Annotated in this window: 10 protein-coding genes; 4 read left to right on the forward strand and 6 right to left on the reverse strand. The window is 73.3% G+C overall.

The features are described from left to right. Nucleotides 1-96: 96 nt before the first annotated feature. Nucleotides 97-573, reverse strand: coding sequence for a phage holin family protein (locus OH807_RS22900; protein ID WP_406201913.1), 477 nt, complete (start codon nt 571-573; stop codon nt 97-99). Nucleotides 574-757: 184 nt separating this feature from the next. Continuing rightward, a complete protein-coding gene (gene nhaA, locus OH807_RS22905; RefSeq protein ID WP_406201915.1) occupies nt 758-2,185 on the reverse strand; it encodes a Na+/H+ antiporter NhaA in 1,428 nt (475 codons plus the stop codon). Between the two features lie 501 nt (nt 2,186-2,686). Between nhaA and OH807_RS22910 the strand changes: the two genes are divergently transcribed. Continuing rightward, a complete protein-coding gene (locus OH807_RS22910; protein ID WP_406201918.1) occupies nt 2,687-4,078 on the forward strand; it encodes a serine hydrolase domain-containing protein in 1,392 nt (463 codons plus the stop codon). A gap of 82 nt (nt 4,079-4,160) precedes the next feature. Here the strand turns inward: OH807_RS22910 and acs are convergent, their stop codons facing one another. The 3 genes from acs to OH807_RS22925 all read right to left on the reverse strand — a co-directional run bounded on the left by acs (nt 4,161) and on the right by OH807_RS22925 (nt 10,304). After that, nucleotides 4,161-6,116: an acetate--CoA ligase gene (acs, locus tag OH807_RS22915; RefSeq protein ID WP_406201920.1), complete on the reverse strand. Its 1,956-nt coding sequence runs from the start codon at nt 6,114-6,116 to the stop codon at nt 4,161-4,163. Nucleotides 6,117-6,397: 281 nt separating this feature from the next. After that, nucleotides 6,398-8,800 (reverse strand): SulP family inorganic anion transporter, encoded by a 2,403-nt coding sequence (locus OH807_RS22920; RefSeq protein ID WP_406201922.1) that lies wholly within the window; start codon nt 8,798-8,800, stop codon nt 6,398-6,400. 511 nt (nt 8,801-9,311) lie between these two features. Beyond that, nucleotides 9,312-10,304 (reverse strand): ATP-binding protein, encoded by a 993-nt coding sequence (locus OH807_RS22925; RefSeq protein ID WP_406201925.1) that lies wholly within the window; start codon nt 10,302-10,304, stop codon nt 9,312-9,314. Nucleotides 10,305-10,568: 264 nt separating this feature from the next. Between OH807_RS22925 and OH807_RS22930 the strand changes: the two genes are divergently transcribed. Continuing rightward, nucleotides 10,569-11,462 carry an oxidoreductase gene (locus tag OH807_RS22930; RefSeq protein ID WP_406201927.1) on the forward strand — a complete coding sequence of 298 codons (894 nt, stop codon included), beginning with the start codon at nt 10,569-10,571 and terminating at the stop codon, nt 11,460-11,462. 546 nt (nt 11,463-12,008) lie between these two features. On the opposite strand, the gene OH807_RS22935 is transcribed toward OH807_RS22930, so the two are convergent. After that, nucleotides 12,009-12,965, reverse strand: a complete 957-nt coding sequence (locus OH807_RS22935; protein WP_406201930.1) for an HAD family hydrolase — start codon at nt 12,963-12,965, stop codon at nt 12,009-12,011. Nucleotides 12,966-13,813: 848 nt separating this feature from the next. Between OH807_RS22935 and ssd the strand changes: the two genes are divergently transcribed. Next, on the forward strand, nt 13,814-14,938 hold the full coding sequence (gene ssd / locus OH807_RS22940; protein ID WP_406201932.1) for a septum site-determining protein Ssd: 1,125 nt from the start codon (nt 13,814-13,816) through the stop codon (nt 14,936-14,938). Beyond that, the gene (locus tag OH807_RS22945) at nt 14,938-16,401 is read left to right on the forward strand and encodes a TadA family conjugal transfer-associated ATPase (RefSeq protein WP_406201934.1); all 1,464 of its coding nucleotides are present in this window, start codon (nt 14,938-14,940) and stop codon (nt 16,399-16,401) included. The genes ssd and OH807_RS22945 overlap by 1 nt, the downstream gene beginning before the upstream one ends. Nucleotides 16,402-16,513: the final 112 nt, after the last annotated feature.

Genomic DNA, 16,513 nt, shown 5'->3' on the forward strand with positions numbered 1-16,513 from the left:
GCCCGCAAGCCCGCCCGCAGGTACGCCCGCAAGCCCGCCCGCATGCAGGCCGGGCAGTGCGGCCCACGGCCCACGGACCGCGGCCGGCGGGGCGGACTACGGAATGCGGCCCAGGGCGCGGTCGATCTCCTCCTGGGTGGCCGGCCGCGGGCGGGCGTTCTTCAGCACGTCGGCGGTCTTCTGCGCACCCTCGATGGTGCGGTGCGGCTTCTCGATGCGCTTGAAGGAACGCCAGGCGAACAGCCCCAGCAGCACCGCCAGGAGCAGGTACGCACCGGCCACGATCAGGAACGACCAGCCGAGCGAGAGGCCCAGCGCGTGGATCCCGTACGCCGCCGCGGCGCTCAGCATCGGTACGGAGGCCAGCGCCACCACACCGGCGACCGTCAGCGAGACCCCGCCGGAGACGCCGCGCTTGACGTCCGCGCGCAGTTCGGCCTTGGCGAGCGCGATCTCGTCGTGGACCAGGGCGGACAGGTCGGCGGTGGCCGCCGCGAACAGCTGCCCCACCGAACGCTCACCCTCGTAGGGCGCCCGGCCGTTGCTGGACGGGTCTGCGGCTCCTGCGGGCATCAGCTGTTCTCCTCTGCGGCTGTGCGGCGTGACGCCGCCGTGCGGTGTGGTTCCCGGGGCCGGCGGGGGCCCGGTGGCGTCCGTGGACTGTCGACAGCTCAGAATCATGCCCCCAGCGGTCAGTCGCACACCACTCCGGGGGCCCCGCGGAGGGACGTGTCCGGCTGCGGCGGAGCCCGGCGGGTCAGTGCCGAGGGGCGGATCCGGGCCCGTCCGACCCATCCGGCCCGTTCGCTCCGTTCGCTCCGTCGGGCCCGCCCTTCGTCGGATGTTCCGCCAGCTTCGCCATCCGCGCCTGCCAGGCCGGGTCGTCCTGCTGGTAGACGTCGGGGATGCCGTCGCCGTCGAGGTCGCGGTCCTCCTCCTCGCAGAGGGCGCGGTAGTGCCGGTTGCGCAGCTTCAGCAGCACGGTGGCCACCAGCGCGCACAGCAGTGAGCCCACCAGCACGGCGGCCTTGGCCCGGTCGGCCAGCTCCGGATCGTCGGTGAAGGCCAGTTCGCTGATCAGCAGTGAGACGGTGAAGCCGATGCCGGCCAGCACCGAGACGGCGAACATGTCCGCCCACTTGAGCTGCGGGTTCAGCTCGGCCCGGGTGAAGCGGGCGGCCAGCCGGGTGCCGCCGAAGATGCCGATGGTCTTGCCGACGAGCAGGCCGAGCACGATCCCGAGCGGCATCGCCTGGCTGAACACCTCGCCCAGCGCCGGTCCGGAGATGGTCACCCCGGCGGCGAACAGCGCGAAGACGGGGACGGCCAGCCCGGCCGAGAGCGGGCGGACCAGGTGCTCGATGTGCTCACCGGGGGACTGCTTCTCGTCGCCGACCCGGTGGCAGCGGAGGATCAGGCCCATCGCGACGCCCGACACCGTGGCGTGGACGCCGCTCTCGTGCATCAGCGCCCAGATCACGAAGGCCAGCGGCACGAACAGGTACCAGCCGTGCACCCCGCGCCGGTGCAGGAACCAGAACAGCACCAGGCCGGCGAAGGAGAGCCCGAGCGCCCAGAACTTGATGCCGGAGCTGTAGAAGATCGCGATGATCAGGATCGCGATCAGGTCGTCCACCACGGCGAGCGTGAGCAGGAACGCCCGCAGCGCGGAGGGGAGGTGGGTGCCCACCACGGCCAGCACGCCCAGGGCGAAGGCGATGTCGGTCGCGGTCGGGATCGCCCACCCGTTCGGGTGTCCGCCCCCACCGGAGTTGACGACGGCGAAGAGGATGGCCGGCAGTGCGACGCCGCAGACGGCGGCTATGACGGGCAGCATCGCGGCGCTCGGGCTGCGCAGCTCGCCCGCCACGAACTCGCGCTTGAGCTCGATGCCGGCCACGAAGAAGAAGATCGTCAGCAGGCCGTCCTTGGCCCAGGCGTCCAGGGTGAGGTCCAGGTGGAGCGGGCCGGACGGGCCGATCGTGTAGTCGAGGACGGCCTCGTAGGAGCCCGGCCAGAGGTTGGCCCAGATCAGTGCCGTCACGGCGGCCACGAGCAGCAGGATCCCGCCGACCGTCTCGGTGCGCAGGGCGTCGAGGATGTAGGTGCGCTCGGGGAGGGACAGCCTGCCGAGCAGCTGGCGGCGTCGGGTCGTCGGCTCCTGGGCGGGCGGCTGGCTGGCCACGCGGGACCTCCTGGGGGCGGGGAAACGGCATGTGGATGCACCTGTGGTGCAGTGCCGACCAGACTTCCCGGCGCGCCCTGTGACGCTCGATCTTGATGCGTCGTTGACATTCTAGCCGGAAGCGCAAGCTGGCATACCGATTGCCATATTTCAGGACTTAAGCCTCCCTGACGTGCCCCTCCTCCGCATGCTGCACCCGGCGACACCCGAATGGAGCCGGCCGCATGCAGTCGGGTGAACGCCTCCCTATCGTCGATCGCAGGCGCCACCCCGACCGGGACGGCGCGCATCCCGTCCATTGCTGTGCCGTGGAGGTACGACCATGCCCAGACCGCCCCTCTTATCGCTTCGCCGGTGCACGCGACCGTTCACGCGACACTCCGTGCGACCGCTCCGCCCGGGAACGGGTGCGGGTGCTGAGGCGGGTGCTGACATCGGCGCCGCTGCCGCTGCCGGCCCTCGGTGGAGTGCTGCCGCCCGCCGTCACCGGAGCGCTGTCCGATGAACGGTTCGGCCCCCGGTCCGGCCGCACGTGCCGCCACCGACGCCCCGGCCACCGAGCCGGGCCCCGATCTCGAACACCTGCTCCGCCCGTTGTTCCACGCCGCCGCCCCCGGTGCCGGCGCCGCCGTCGTGGTGATCCGCGGCGCCGAGCGGACCGTCGCCTGCCGGGGCCACTCGGACCGCTCACGCGAGCGCCCCGTCCGCGCCGACACCAGGTTCGAGCTCGGTTCCGTCACCAAGACGTTCACCGGGCTGCTGCTCGCCGAGATGGCCGCCCGCGGTGAGGTCGGCTACGACGATCCGATCGACCGCTACCTGCCGGCCGACGCCGCCCCCGGCTACCCGCACGAGCGACCGATCACCCTGCTCCACCTCGCCACCCACACCTCGGGACTGCCCCGGTCGCCGGTCGGGCTGCTGCCCGCGCTGGCCCCGCGCTGGTTCACCCGCCCCTACGCCACCTTCGGCCCGGCCCATCTCCTGAGGGCACTGCCCCGGACCCCCGTCCGTGGGACGCCGGGCGCGCAGGTGCGCTACTCCAACCTCGGCTGCGGCCTGCTCGGCCTCCTGCTGGCCAACGCGGCCGGGCAGCGCTACGACGACCTGCTGGAAGCCAGGGTCTGCGGGCCGCTCGGCCTGATGGACACCTCCTGCGGCCCCGGCCGCGAGGACGCCGCCGGTTACCGGCGCGGTCGCCGGGTGCCGTCGTTCCGCCTGCCCGCGCTACCCGGCGCGGCCGCGCTGCGTTCCACGGCGGACGACATGCTCCGTTACCTGCAGGCGCACCTGGCCCTGGACGCCGTGCCGCTCCCCGAGCGGGCCGACGCGGCGGTGCTCCGGACGGCGCTCGGTGAGGTCCGGCGACCGCGGGCCGGCCGTCGGCGTGGCGGGACGCGGATCTCTCTGGGATGGAACCACCGCTCGGTCCCGTCCGGCGGACCGGCGGCCGCGAGGGCGGTCGGGAAGGCGGCCGGGAAGGACGGGGGCCCGGGTGTCGCGCCGTTCGACGCCTGGTCCGACGGCTGGTCCGACGGCTCGGTCGATGCCTCGTTCGACGGTTCGGCCGGGGGCCCGTTGGGGCGTCCGTTCGGGCGCCCGTTCGGGCCTCTGTACGGCGAGGCGGTGGGTGAGCAGGCGGGCCCGGCCGCCGAGGAGGCGGTGGGCGGGGCGCTGGACGCGCCCGCCGACGGAATGGCCGAGGTGGTCTATCACGTGGGTACCACCAGGGGGTTCACCACCTTCGTCGGGTTCAGTCCCCGCGCGCAGGTGGGGCTGGCGGTGATGGCCGGCACGCCGCCGTTGCGCAGCCGGGGCTTCGCGCAGAGCGCCTACGACACGCTGCGCGCACTGGTCGCGGAGCGCCGGGAGGCTCCGGCACCGGAGGGCTGACGGCCCGTGACCGCGGCCTGAACGGCATGGTGCCCCGGGTGGTCACGACCACCCGGGGCACCATGCCGTTCGGCGGCGGAGGTCAGCCCTCGCTGCCCGCGGGCGGGAGCTGGGACTGGATCAGGTTCATCACCGTGCTGTCGGCCAGCGTGGTGGTGTCGCCGACCTCGCGGCCCTCGGCGATGTCGCGCAGCAGGCGGCGCATGATCTTGCCGGAGCGGGTCTTCGGCAGCTCGCCGACCACCTTGACCTGCTTCGGCTTGGCGATCGGTCCGAGCGTGCGGCCGACGTGCGCCCGCAGCTCCTCGACCAGCTCGGGGGTCTCGGTGGCGGTGCCGCGCAGGATGACGAAGGCGACGATCGCCTGGCCGGTGGTGGCGTCAGTGGCGCCCACGACGGCGGACTCGGCCACGGACGGGTGGCCGACCAGGGCCGACTCGACCTCGGTGGTGGAGATGTTGTGGCCCGAGACGAGCATGACGTCGTCGACCCGGCCGAGCAGCCAGATGTCACCGTCCTCGTCCTTCTTGGCGCCGTCACCGGCGAAGTAGCGGCCCTCGAAGCGCGACCAGTAGGTGTCGATGTAGCGCTGGTCGTCGCCCCAGATGGTGCGCAGCATGGACGGCCACGGCTCGGTCAGCACCAGGTAGCCGCCGGAGCCGTTCGGGACCTCGCGGGCCTCGTCGTCGACGACGGTGGCGGCGATGCCCGGCAGGGCGCGCTGGGCGGAGCCCGGCTTGGTCTCGGTGACGCCCGGCAGCGGGCTGATCATCATGGCGCCGGTCTCGGTCTGCCACCAGGTGTCCACGATCGGGGCCTTGCCGGCGCCGATGTGCTCGCGGTACCAGATCCACGCCTCGGGGTTGATCGGCTCGCCGACGCTGCCCAGCACCCGCAGCGAGGAGAGGTCGAACTTCGCGGGGATGTCGTCCCCCCACTTCATGAAGGTGCGGATCGCGGTGGGCGCGGTGTAGAGGATGGTCACGCCGTACTTCTGGACGATCTCCCAGAACCGGCCCTGGTGCGGGGTGTCCGGGGTGCCCTCGTAGATCACCTGGGTGGCGCCGTTGGCGAGCGGGCCGTAGACGATGTACGAGTGACCGGTGACCCAGCCGATGTCGGCGGTGCACCAGTAGACGTCGGTCTCCGGCTTGAGGTCGAAGACGGCGTGGTGGGTGTAGCTGGCCTGGGTGAGGTAGCCGCCCGAGGTGTGCAGGATGCCCTTCGGCTTACCGGTGGTGCCGGAGGTGTAGAGGATGAAGAGCGGGTGCTCGGCCTCGTGCGCCTCGGGCGTGTGCTCGGTGGACTGCCGGGCGGTGATCTCGTGCCACCAGACGTCGCGGCCCTCGGTCCAGGAGGTGTCCTGGCCGGTGCGGCGGACCACCAGGACGTGCTCGACCCCGTCGACCTTGGTCAGGGCCTCGTCGATGGCGGGCTTGAGCGCGGAGGGCTTGCCGCGGCGGTACCCGCCGTCGGCGGTGATGACCAGCTTGGCCTGGGCGTCCGTGATCCGGGAGGCCACGGCATCGGCGGAGAAGCCGCCGAAGACCACGGAGTGGGTGGCGCCGATCCGGGCGCAGGCGAGGATCGCGACGACCGCCTCGGCGATCATCGGCAGGTAGACCGCGACCCGGTCGCCCTTGGTGACGCCGAGCTCCAGCAGTGCGTTGGCAGCCTGCGAGACCTCGTCCTTGAGCTGGGCGTAGGTGATCGAGCGGCTGTCGCCCGGCTCGCCCTCGAAGTGGATGGCGATCCGGTCGCCGTTGCCCGCCTCCACGTGGCGGTCGACGCAGTTGTACGCCACGTTGAGCTTGCCGTCGGCGAACCACTTGGCGAACGGCGGGTTGGACCAGTCGAGCGTCTCGGTGGGCTCGACGGCCCAGTCGAGGCGGCGGGCCTGCTCGGCCCAGAAGCCCAGGCGGTCCTCGGAGGCCTGCGCGTACGCGGCCGCGGTGACGTTGGCGGCTGCGGCGAGCTCTGCCGGCGGGGCGAAGCGCCGCTCCTCCTTGAGCAGGTTGGCCAGGCTCTCGTTGCTCAACGCGCACTCCTCATCGAGTCATGATCGGGATCAATCCCGTGCGTGGGGATTGTCCCGTGTGTCCCAGCGCACAGCTCACCAGGCGAAGAGGTCTGTTGACAAGAGGCTCCGTGGAATTGGTGTAGACCTTTGATCGAGATTCGAACGCGTCGGTCGAAGAACGATCGAACCCCGGCCGACCCGTCGCCGGGCGGACCGGTCGACGAGTCGGCTGCTGGGACGGCCAGATGGGTGGGTCGGGCCCGCGTCCCCGCCCGTCGGGGGAGGCGCGGGCCGGGGGCTCAGGCGGCCAGTCGGGGGTCGCTCCCGGGCGCCACGGCGACTGCTGGACCGGCCGCGGCGATCTGTTCGATTTCGTTCACCCGCTCGGGCGTGTCGCAGTCCGCGGATCCGGCTGTTCCACTGTCGAGTGCCTCGACCGGGCTGAACCGGCTGCTCTCCCGGTCGAGGACGTAGGCCTGCGCGGTGGCGAAGTCGAAGTACATCCCCACCAGCCGCAGCGTGCCCTCGGTGACGCGTCGTTCCACTGCCGGGTTCGCCAGCAGTTGGTCCAGCTGCTGGACCACGTTGGTGATGCAGAGCTGTTCGACCGGATCGACCACCGGGCGGGCGGTGAACTCGGCGGGGGCGCGGCGCAGCCGGTCCAGCGAGCCACGGCCGTTGCGCAGCCAGCGGGTCAGCGCCGTGGGCGGTCCGGGCTGCTCGTGCACGCCGTCCAGCAGCGCCTTCATCGCGCCGCAGCCGGAGTGCCCGCAGACCGTGATGGAGCGCACCTCCAGCACCTCGACGGCGTACTGCACCGCGGCGGCCACCGAGTCGTCGGCCGCACCCGGCTCGAACGGAGCGGGCACCAGGTTGCCGACGTTGCGGACGGTGAAGAGATCGCCGGGGCCGCTGTTGGTGATCATGCTGGTGACCATCCGTGAGTCCGCGCAGGTCAGGAAGAGCTGGGAGGGCGTCTGACCCTCCCGGGCGAGGCGGGCCAGCTCGGGGCGGATCAGCGGCGCGGTGTGCAGTTGGAACCCGCGGACGCCGTCCAGCAGCCGGCCGTGCGGATCCTCCTGCTGCTCGATGCAGTGGTGGCCGACCCAGGGCGTCCACGCGCGGCACCGGTGCGGGCCGGGGGAGCTGCCCGTGCGGACCGTACCGTCCGGGTCGAGGACTTCGTCGTCCTGGCGGCGCGTCATCATCGAGACCCGGCCGCCGGCCGCCTGGTGGCCCGATCGCCAGCTGTGCAGCGTCTCGTACGCGGCATGGTCGAGGAAGGAGCCGTCGTGGACGACGGCCACGTCGGCGGTGGCGGGGATGCCGGCCAGTGCGCGGCTGAGCCGGGGGACGGCGGTGAAGGTGAGCGGACCGTGCGTCTGCACGGTGACCGAACCGTCCGGGCCGGCCAGTACGTCGACATGGGCGCGGGTCAGGCGGTAGAGCGCGAGCAGGACGGCCGTCGCCGCGCCCAGGGCCACGCCCTGCAGGACGCCGAGCAGTACCACGCCGAGCACGGTGGTGAGGTAGACCGGGAACTCGCGGTGCCGGTGCACCTTGCGGATGTGCGCGAAGCTCACCATCTGCAGGCCGACGACCAGGACCAGCGCGGCGAGCGCGGCCAGCGGGATCCGGCGCAGCCCGCCGGTGAGGGCCAGTGCCGCCGCGAGCACCCAGACGCCGTGCAGGACGGAGGACCAGCGGCTCTGTGCGCCGGCCCGGACGTTGGCCGTGCTGCGTACCGCCCCGCCGGCGATCGGCAGCCCGCCGATCAGCCCGCTGACCATGTTGGCGATCCCCTGACCGCGCAGTTCGCGGTCGAGGTCCCCGCTGCGGTGCGACACCCGGTCGATCGCGACGGCGGAGAGCAGCGATTCGACGCTCGCCACGGCGGTGACGGTCAGCACGGCGGCCAGGACTGCGGCGAGCGGTCCGTGCGGCAGGGCGGGGACGAGGTCGTGCGGCTGCCAGGCGGGCAGGGCGACCCGGGCGAGGTTCAGCCCGAGGGCCGTCGCGAGCGCCGTGGCGGCGGCGACGGCCACCAGCGGGCCGGGCACCTTGGCCAGCCTGGTGCCGAACGCCCCGGCCCGGCCGGGGAGCCGGCCGAGCCGCGGCCAGCCGAGCAGGACGGTGGCGGTCAGCGCGCCGACGGCGAGGGCGGGCGGGTGCGGACCGGCCAGCTGGTCCGGCAGGGCGAGCAGGTTGGCGAGGGCGGAGCTCTGCGGGGAGCCGCCGAGGACGACGTGCAGCTGGGCGATGGCGATGGCGATGCCGACGCCGGCCAGCATGCCGTGCACCACGGCGGGCGAGACGGCGAGGGCGGTGCGGGCCACTCGCCGTGCGCCGAGCAGGAGTTGGAGCAGCCCGGCGGCGAATGTGATGGCGCAGGTGGCCTGCCAGCCGAACTGGGAGATCAGCCCGGCGGTGACCACGGTCAGTGCGGCCGAGGGGCCGCTGACCTGGAGGGGGGTGCCGCCGAGGAGGCCGACCACGATGCCGCCGACGGCCGCCGCGGCGAGGCCGGCGGTGAGCGGCGCGCCGGTGGCCATGGCGATGCCGAGGGAGAACGGCACGGCGATCAGGAAGACCACGAGGGAGGCGGAGAGGTCCTGCATCCGGCCGGTGCGCGAGGGCCCGCCCGGTGGGGCGTGGTCGGTCGTGTCGGAGGCGATGGGTGCGCTGGAGATGTCGAGGGTCATTGTCTTCCCGTCTTTCCGGGGGAACGAACGCAGTCAGGTCCGGTGGTGAGTCCGGTTGTGGGGCTCGGGGAACGGATCGGCTGTCGTGGGTCGCGACGGTGTGGCGGGATGGCGTGGGCGCGGCGGGGAGTGCGGGGGTCACCGGCCGGCCGTGGACCATCAGTGGGCCTCGCGGGGGCGGCCGACCGTGCGGCCGGCCGTGCCCCGGAGGGGACCATCAAGACTCGGTAAACCGAGAGTAATGAAAGCTTTGCACAGCGTCACCCGGGGCGAAAGTGAAAAAACCCCGGGTTCACCCCATTGGGTGGTAGTCGAACTGACGGGAATCTGCTGACGCCCGCCGTGGGCGCGTCACGGCGGTGCCGGCCCCGCGAAAACGGGCTGCGACCCCCCTCCCCTGAACGGAGGGGGGTCGCAGCCCGTTCGGTGGTGCCGGGTGCCGGGTGCCGGGTGCCGGGTGCCGGGTGCCGGGTGCCGGGTGCCGGGTGCCCAGGGCGTCAGGCGTCGGGTGTCAGGCGTGCGCGCCGGCCGGTTCGGCGTGCTCGGCGCCGAGTACGAAGTCGTCGTCCACCTGGGTGGCGAGGTCGATGCCGACCTTGGCGTTGGCCCAGCTCTCGGCGTTGCGGAGGTGGAAATGGACGGCCTGCTCGGTGTAGCGGCGGGCGTCCCGCAGTTCGTGGGCGGCGTCGGCCTCGGCGCGCAGCCGCTCCAGTACCGCGCGGTTCTCCGGCTCCAGGGCCCGCAGCGGCGGCTCGGCGCCCTGCTCCAGCCGGCGCACCCAGTCGGAGTGGCCGAAGGTGGCCAGCAGGTCGTCGCCGGCCTCGCGGCGGAGGAACGCGATGTCCTCCGGGCCCTGGGCCTTGTTGCCGATCACCCGGAGCCGCACGCCGAAGTCCCGGGCGTAGTCCTTGTACTGCCGGTACACCGAGACGCCCTTGCGGGTCGGCTCGGCGACCAGGAAGGTCAGGTCGAAGCGGGTGAACAGGCCGGAGGCGAAGGAGTCGGAGCCCGCCGTCATGTCCGTCACGACGTACTCGTCCCGGCCGTCCACCAAGTGGTTCAGCAGCAGCTCGACCGCGCCGACCTTGGAGTGGTAGCAGGCGACCCCGAGGTCCTCCTCGGCGAAGGCGCCGGTCGCCAGCAGCCGGACCGACCCCTCGTCCAGTGCGATCGGGCGCGCGCAGGCCGCGTACACCGGGTTCTCCTCGACGATCCGGAGCAGGCGCGAACCCCGTCCGGGCGGAGTGGTCTTGATCATCTCCTCGGCGGACCGGATCAGCGGGTTGTCGCCGCGCAGGTACTCCTTGATCTCCGGCAGGTGGGCGCCGAGCGAGGGCAGCTCGCCCGCCTGGGCGTCCGTCAGGCCGAGTGCGGGACCGAGGTGCTGGTTGATGTCGGCGTCGACGGCGATGACCGGACGGCCCGTGGCGGCCAGGTGGCGGATGAACAGTGAGGACAGCGTGGTCTTCCCGCTGCCGCCCTTGCCGACGAAGGCGATCTTCATCTGGGACTCCGGCTCTCGCTCTGGGGCCCGTCCTCGGGGCCGTTTGCTCGGTGCCTCGCCGCGTTGCTTCCGTGCCGTTCCCGGGTGCCGTTCCGCCGTGCGCCGAGGTCGACGATCTCCAGAGTTGGAAATCGTTATCGTCTCCGATATCGGCATGCTATCCGGGGTTTCCGCCTCTTTGCGGGAGGGAAGTGAGGATTGCCTCTAATGGGTGATCCGGGGTTGCTGTTCCGGGAAGGGCCCCGTGTCATTACCCTCGGGTAGGTGAGCACTGGAACAGATCCCCTCGCCCCGCTGGCGCAGCTCCCCGGAGTGCCCGACGCCGTGGCCGAGGTGCGCAAGGCCGTCGACCGCCTCTACGGGCACCGGGTGATGCGCCGCCGCGCGGCCGAGGTGACCTCCGAGTCCGCACTGCGGGGGGCCCGTGCCTCGGCGGCGCTGGCCGGGGCCGACTGGCCGCTGGAGGAGGTCCGCCGCCGCAGCGACTTCAGTGCCGACCCGGAGTCCCGCACGGTCGGCGCCGCGCTGCGGATCGCCGCGGAGGCCGGCCAGCTCCTGAGCATCTGGCGGCACTCGCCGCTCCAGGTGCTGGCGCGGCTGCACCTGCTGGCGGTTGGCGACGCCGACGCCGTCGCGGGCCGGCCGCGGCAGGGTGCCGAGGGCGCCGAGGTTCTCTTCCCGCTGGACCTGGAGCCGGTGGAGAGCGTCGAGGCCGACCCCGCCGCCGGCGCCCCGGTCGCGGCGCTGCCCCCGGCCCCAGGTGCCGAGGAGGTCGCTGCGCGGCTCGACCAGCTCTCCCGACTGCTGATCGCCCGGGCGGACGGGCAGGGTGTCGGGACGCCGGCCCTGGTGGTGGCCTCGGTGGTGCACGGGGAGCTGCTGGCGCTGCGGCCGTTCGGCTCGCACAACGGCGTGATCGCGCGGGCAGCGCAGCGAATCGTCCTGATCGCGGAGGGGCTCGACCCGAAGTCGATCTGCCCGGCCGAGGTGGGGTTCGCGGAGCTCGGCACGGACGCCTACCGGCGGGCGCTGGCCGGCTACCTGGCGGGGACCCCGGAGGGCCTGGCGGCCTGGATCGGGCACTGCGGGCGGGCGTTGCGGCTCGGCGTGCGCGAGAGCACGGCGGTCTGCGAGGCGATGCAGCGCGGGATGGTCTGACCGGCACTCTGCGGGGTTCCGCGGGACTTTGCGGGCCGGCCCCGGTCCGGTCTGCCGCGTTCGGTCCGCTCCGGCGTCCTCCGCTCCGCGGGCGGACCGAACGCGGGACAAAGAAATGCGGCGGCACCTGATCCTGCCGGGTGCCGCCGCTGGCACAGGTGCCGGGTGACCATGCATGCACCGGAAGTGCCCATCAGACGGGGATCCTGCCCGTTCGTCTGGTGCGGCGGCCCGACAGCGGGTCGGCTGCATGTGGGTGCTCGGCTATCTGTACACGCGGTCCGTGGGGCCTGAACTGCGTTGTCGGTTTGACCTCTTCGGTCCTGACCGGGTCTCGCGGGCCGTTGCTTCATTTGTATCGCGTTTCGGGCGAAAGGGGAACCCGAAACGAGAAGTCTTCGGCTTTTGCCCGATTTGCCCTCTCTGGGGCAGGTCAGGGTGATCCGTCCCAGTAAGCCTCGGTGCCCGGGAGCCTCCGAGGGTCACCGGGGGTCTCGTCCGGGCCGGGCGGCGCAGCGGCGCGCCGCCCGGGCGGTGGCCGATCGTTCAGGCGGTCGGACGGCGGCGCCGGGCCAGGTACCAGATCACCCCGGCGGTCAGCACCGCGGTGCCGACCGCCACGGCGGTGAGCACCGAACCGCTGGGGGCGGAGAACTCCGGGAGCCGCCGCCGCAGTTCCACCGGGCGGTCGAAGACCAGCACCGGCCAGTCGCGGGCCGCGGCCTCCTTGCGCAGGGCGCGGTCCGGGTTGACGGCGGACGGGTGGCCCACCGCCTCCAGCAGCGGCAGGTCGGTGGAGGAGTCGCTGTACGCGTAGCAGTCGGCGAGTTCGTACCCCTCGGTCTCGGCCAACTCCCGGATGGCGGCCGCCTTGTTCTCGGCGTACGCGTAGTACTCGATCTCGCCGGTGTAGCAGCCGTCCTCGATCTTCAGACGCGTGGCGATCACGTGGTCGGCGCCGAGCAGGGCGCCGATCGGCTCGACCACCTCGGATCCGGAGCTGCTGACGATCACCACGTCGCGGCCGGCCGCGTGGTGCTGCTCGATCAGCGAGGCGGCCTCGTCGTAGATGATCGGGTCGATCAGGTTGTGCAGGGTCTCCGCGACGATCTCGCGGACCTGCTGGACGTTCCAGCCCCGGGTGAGCGCGGAGAGGTACTCGCGCATCTTCTCCATCTGGTCGTGGTCCGCACCGCCGACCAGGAAGACGAACTGGGCGTAGGCGCTGCGCAGTACGGCCCGACGGTTGATCAGGCCGCCCTGGTAGAAGGGGCGGCTGAAGGCGAGGGCGCTCGACTTGGCGATGATGGTCTTGTCGAGGTCGAAGAAGGCCGCGGTCCGTGGCCCGGCCGCGTGCGCCCGGACGGCCGGGGGCCTCGCGGCGGCAGCCTCGGCCTGCCCGGCGCTCTCGCTGCTCCCGGCGTCCCCGGGGGCCCCTGCGGCCGCTGCGGTGGAGTCCGGGGACTCGTCGGCGTACTCGTCGGCGTTCTCGGTGGTGTCCACGGGAACCGAGGATAGAGGGCACCGTAAAACACCCCGCCATTCGGCGTACTCGTGGGCGTGCGGGTTTGTGTTTCTGGCCGCTCGGGTACACCATGGAAGTCACGGATCGTTCGCGACCGTGCTAACCCGGTCCGGCTCCTCCCCCCCGAGTCGGGCCGTGGATAGACGACCCCCGCTCTCCCCCCCGGCGGGGGTCGTCGCACGTCCGGGGCCATTTTCAGGGCTTGAACGGCTTTCGTGGGTAATCCGGCGGCCGGCCCGGCAGCGGTCTGCAAGGGGTGTCGGGGCGCCGCCCCACCAACTCACTTTCGTCACTCTGTGTTGCTGCTTCCTCATGCCCGTCCGAGCTCCGGCGAGGCGCCGGAAGTGGTTCCGACGTGCTCCCTCGATGCTTCGGACGCGCTCCCGAGAAGCCGCCGAGGAGCCGTCGTGATGCTTGCGCAGAGGTGCGGGTGCGGGGTGGGGGCGGCTCCGGAAGGCCGGGAAGGGGGGTTCGGTGCGGGGCCCGCGGAAGGCCTGGGGAGTGTTCCCGCGGAGCCGCGTGGATCCGTCCGGCGGTTCGTCGGGCCGGCGCCGGGACCGTGCGGGTTCTTCCCAGTGAGCCCGTTTCGTCAATTCCTTGCCCGATAGCCACACGCCCGGGTGAACAAAGTTATCCACAACCCCGAGTTGTCCACAGGGATTCGGAACCGGGCTGACGGAATCCCGGCCGCCCCCCACCGTGATGGTCGGCAGCGGTTGCCGGGCACCTCCAGCGAGGTGCTTCCCGGCCGGCCGCCCGCCGCAACCGTTCCGACGTGCGCCCGTACCGCCTCCCGAGGCCGGGGCGCCGCACAGGGGAGACCGCCATGTCGACACCGATCACCGGCCACGCCGCCACGCACGGCCCGGAGGCCGGCGGGCCGCTCGTCGTCACCGAGGACGAGAACCTGGCCGAGCACCTGCTGCGGCTCTGTGCGGCCGCGGGGACCGAACCGCAGCTGATCCGGGGTGCCCCGCCACCGCGCGGGCTCTGGGAGGGGTCGTCGCTCGTGCTGGTCGGGGACGACCAGGCCGAGCGGTGCGCGGGGTTGCCCCGGCGCACCGGGGTCCTGCTGCTCGGGCTGGATCTCGACGACTCCGGCGTCTGGGTCAGGGCGGTCCAACTCGGCGCCGAGCACGTGCTGTTCCTGCCGGATGCCGAGGCCTGGCTGCTCGACCGGATCGCCGACGCGGCCGAGGGCATCGGCACGCCGGCGCTCACCGTCGCGGTGCTCGGCGGCCGCGGCGGGGCCGGCGCCTCCACCCTGGCCTGCGCGCTCGCGGTCACGGCCGCGCGGACGGGCCGGCGGACCATGCTCGTCGACGGTGATCCGCTGGGCGGCGGCCTCGACATCCTGCTGGGCGGCGAGACGGCCGGCGGTCTGCGCTGGCCCGACCTGGCTGGCTCGCGCGGCCGGGTCAGTGGTGCAGAGCTGGCCAAGGCACTGCCGGTGCTGAAACGGCTCACCGCGCTGTCCTGCCTGTCCTGGGACCGGGGCGACACGCTCGCTGTGCCGTCCGAGGCCATGCGCAGCGTGCTGGCCGCCGCCCGGCGGCGCGGCGGGCTGGTCGTGGTCGACGTACCGCGCCACCTCGATCCGGCGGCGGGGCAGGCGCTGGAGCAGTCCGACACGGCGCTGCTGGTGGTGCCGGCCGAGCTGCGTGCGGTGGCCGCCGCCGACCGGGTCGCGGCCGCCGTGCGGATGCGGCTGGACGACGTGCGGGTGGTGGTCCGCCCGTTGGGGATGTTCGGCCTCCCGGCTCACCGGATCGCGCGGGGCCTGCGGCTCCGGCTCGCCGGGGAGCTGGCCGCGGAGCCCGGGCTGGCCGCCGACGTCGAGCAGGGGGTGCCGCCCGGGATCCGCGAGAACGGCCCGCTGGCGCGGTTCTGCGAGACCTTTCTGTCCGAAGTGCTGCCGCCGGTTCCGGCGGTCGGAGGAGGTGTCTACTGATGGTCCGTCTGCGCAGGGCAGGAAGCAGGACGGGAAGCGGGGCGGAAGGCAGGACGCGGAGCGGCCCTGGCGCTGTCGGGCGCATCGGCGTCGGCGGTACTGGTGGCCTCGGCATCGTCCGCGGCGCGGCCGTGGGCGGTGTGGGCGGTGTGGGCGGTGACGGCCGAGGCGGCGGTGCGCGGGAGCTTCGGCGGCTCAGGAGCGTCACATCCGCCGGACCGGCCCCGGAGTCGGCCCGCGCCCCGGAGCCGCCTCCCTACGGGCGGACCGCCCGGGAGGAGCGTACGGCGGCGCTGGTGGACGCGGTGCGGCTCCGGCTGGCCGAGACCGGGGCGGCGCCGACGGCCGGGTCCGTCGCGGCGGTGCTGCGGGCCACGCGGCCGCCGCTCGGCGGCGACGAAGTCCTCGACACCGTGCGCTCCTTGCGCGCCGAGCTGGTGGGTGCGGGCCCGCTGGACCGGCTGCTGGCGGCTCCCGATGTCACGGACGTCCTGGTCAACGGCCCCGACGAGGTCTGGGTCGACCGCGGCGGCGGTCTGCGGCGGGCCGCGGGCGTGCGTTTCACCGACGTCGAGGCGGTCCGGCGGCTGGCGCACCGCCTCGCCACCGCGGCCGGGCGGCGGCTGGACGACGCCCGGCCCTGGGTGGACGGGCGGTTGCCCGACGGCACCCGGCTGCATGCGGTGCTGCCGCCGATCGCCGCCGGCTGCACACACATCTCGCTGCGGGTCTGCCGGCCGCGCCCGTTCACGCTCGACGAGCTGGTGGCCGGCCGGGCCCTTCCCGCGGGCGGTGCCGATCTGCTCGCGGGCATCCTGCGCGCGAGGCTTTCCCTGCTGATCAGCGGCGGGACGGGCACGGGCAAGACCACGCTGCTGTCGGCCCTGCTCGGGCTGGTCGGGGCGGACGAGCGGATCGTCGTGGTCGAGGACTCCGCGGAGCTCCAGCCGGCCCATCCGCACGTGGTCCGGCTGCAGAGCCGCTCGCCCAACCAGGAGGGCCTGGGCGAGCTGACCCTGCGCGACCTCGTCCGCCAGGCCCTGCGGATGCGCCCCGACCGGCTGGTGGTCGGGGAGGTGCGGGGCGCCGAAGTCTCGGACCTGCTGGCAGCGTTGAACACCGGCCACGAGGGTGGCTGCGGCACCGTTCACGCCAATACGGCGGCGGACGTGCCGGTCCGGCTGGAGGCGCTCGGGGCGCTCGCCGGCCTGGACCGGCCGGCCCTGCACAGCCAGCTCCGGGCGGCGCTCGACCTGGTGGTGCACGTGGCGCGGGAGCCTGCCTCCGGGCGGCGCAGGGTCGCCGAGATCCACACCCTGACCGGTGACCGGGACGGCCTGGCCGTCACCGTCCCGGCGGTGACCTTCACGCCGGACGGTGCCGCCGTCCCGGGGGAGGGCTGGGAACGGCTCCTCCGGCTGCTGGCGGCGCGCGGAGTGGCGCTCGCGGACGGGCCGCCGTGACGGCGGCGCGGGCGGAGGCGCTGTTCGGCCTGCTGCTGGGCGGGTGTGCAGCAGGGGCCATGGCACTGCTCGGGCCGTGGCGGAGGAAGCCCGAGGGGAAGCGAGGCGATCG

It is taken from the genome of Kitasatospora sp. NBC_01560, assembly GCF_045208415.1.
Classification (GTDB): domain Bacteria; phylum Actinomycetota; class Actinomycetes; order Streptomycetales; family Streptomycetaceae; genus Kitasatospora.

Bases quoted from the DNA above. Each gene is read 5' to 3' on its own strand.
- OH807_RS22910 (WP_406201918.1), top strand. From the start codon at position 2,687: ATGAACGGTTCGGCCCCCGGTCCGGCCGCACGTGCCGCCACCGACGCC.
- OH807_RS22945 (WP_406201934.1), top strand. From the start codon at position 14,938: ATGGTCCGTCTGCGCAGGGCAGGAAGCAGGACGGGAAGCGGGGCGGAA.
- OH807_RS22900 (WP_406201913.1), bottom strand. From the start codon at position 573: ATGCCCGCAGGAGCCGCAGACCCGTCCAGCAACGGCCGGGCGCCCTAC.
- OH807_RS22920 (WP_406201922.1), bottom strand. From the start codon at position 8,800: ATGACCCTCGACATCTCCAGCGCACCCATCGCCTCCGACACGACCGAC.
- ssd (WP_406201932.1), top strand. From the start codon at position 13,814: ATGTCGACACCGATCACCGGCCACGCCGCCACGCACGGCCCGGAGGCC.
- OH807_RS22925 (WP_406201925.1), bottom strand. From the start codon at position 10,304: ATGAAGATCGCCTTCGTCGGCAAGGGCGGCAGCGGGAAGACCACGCTG.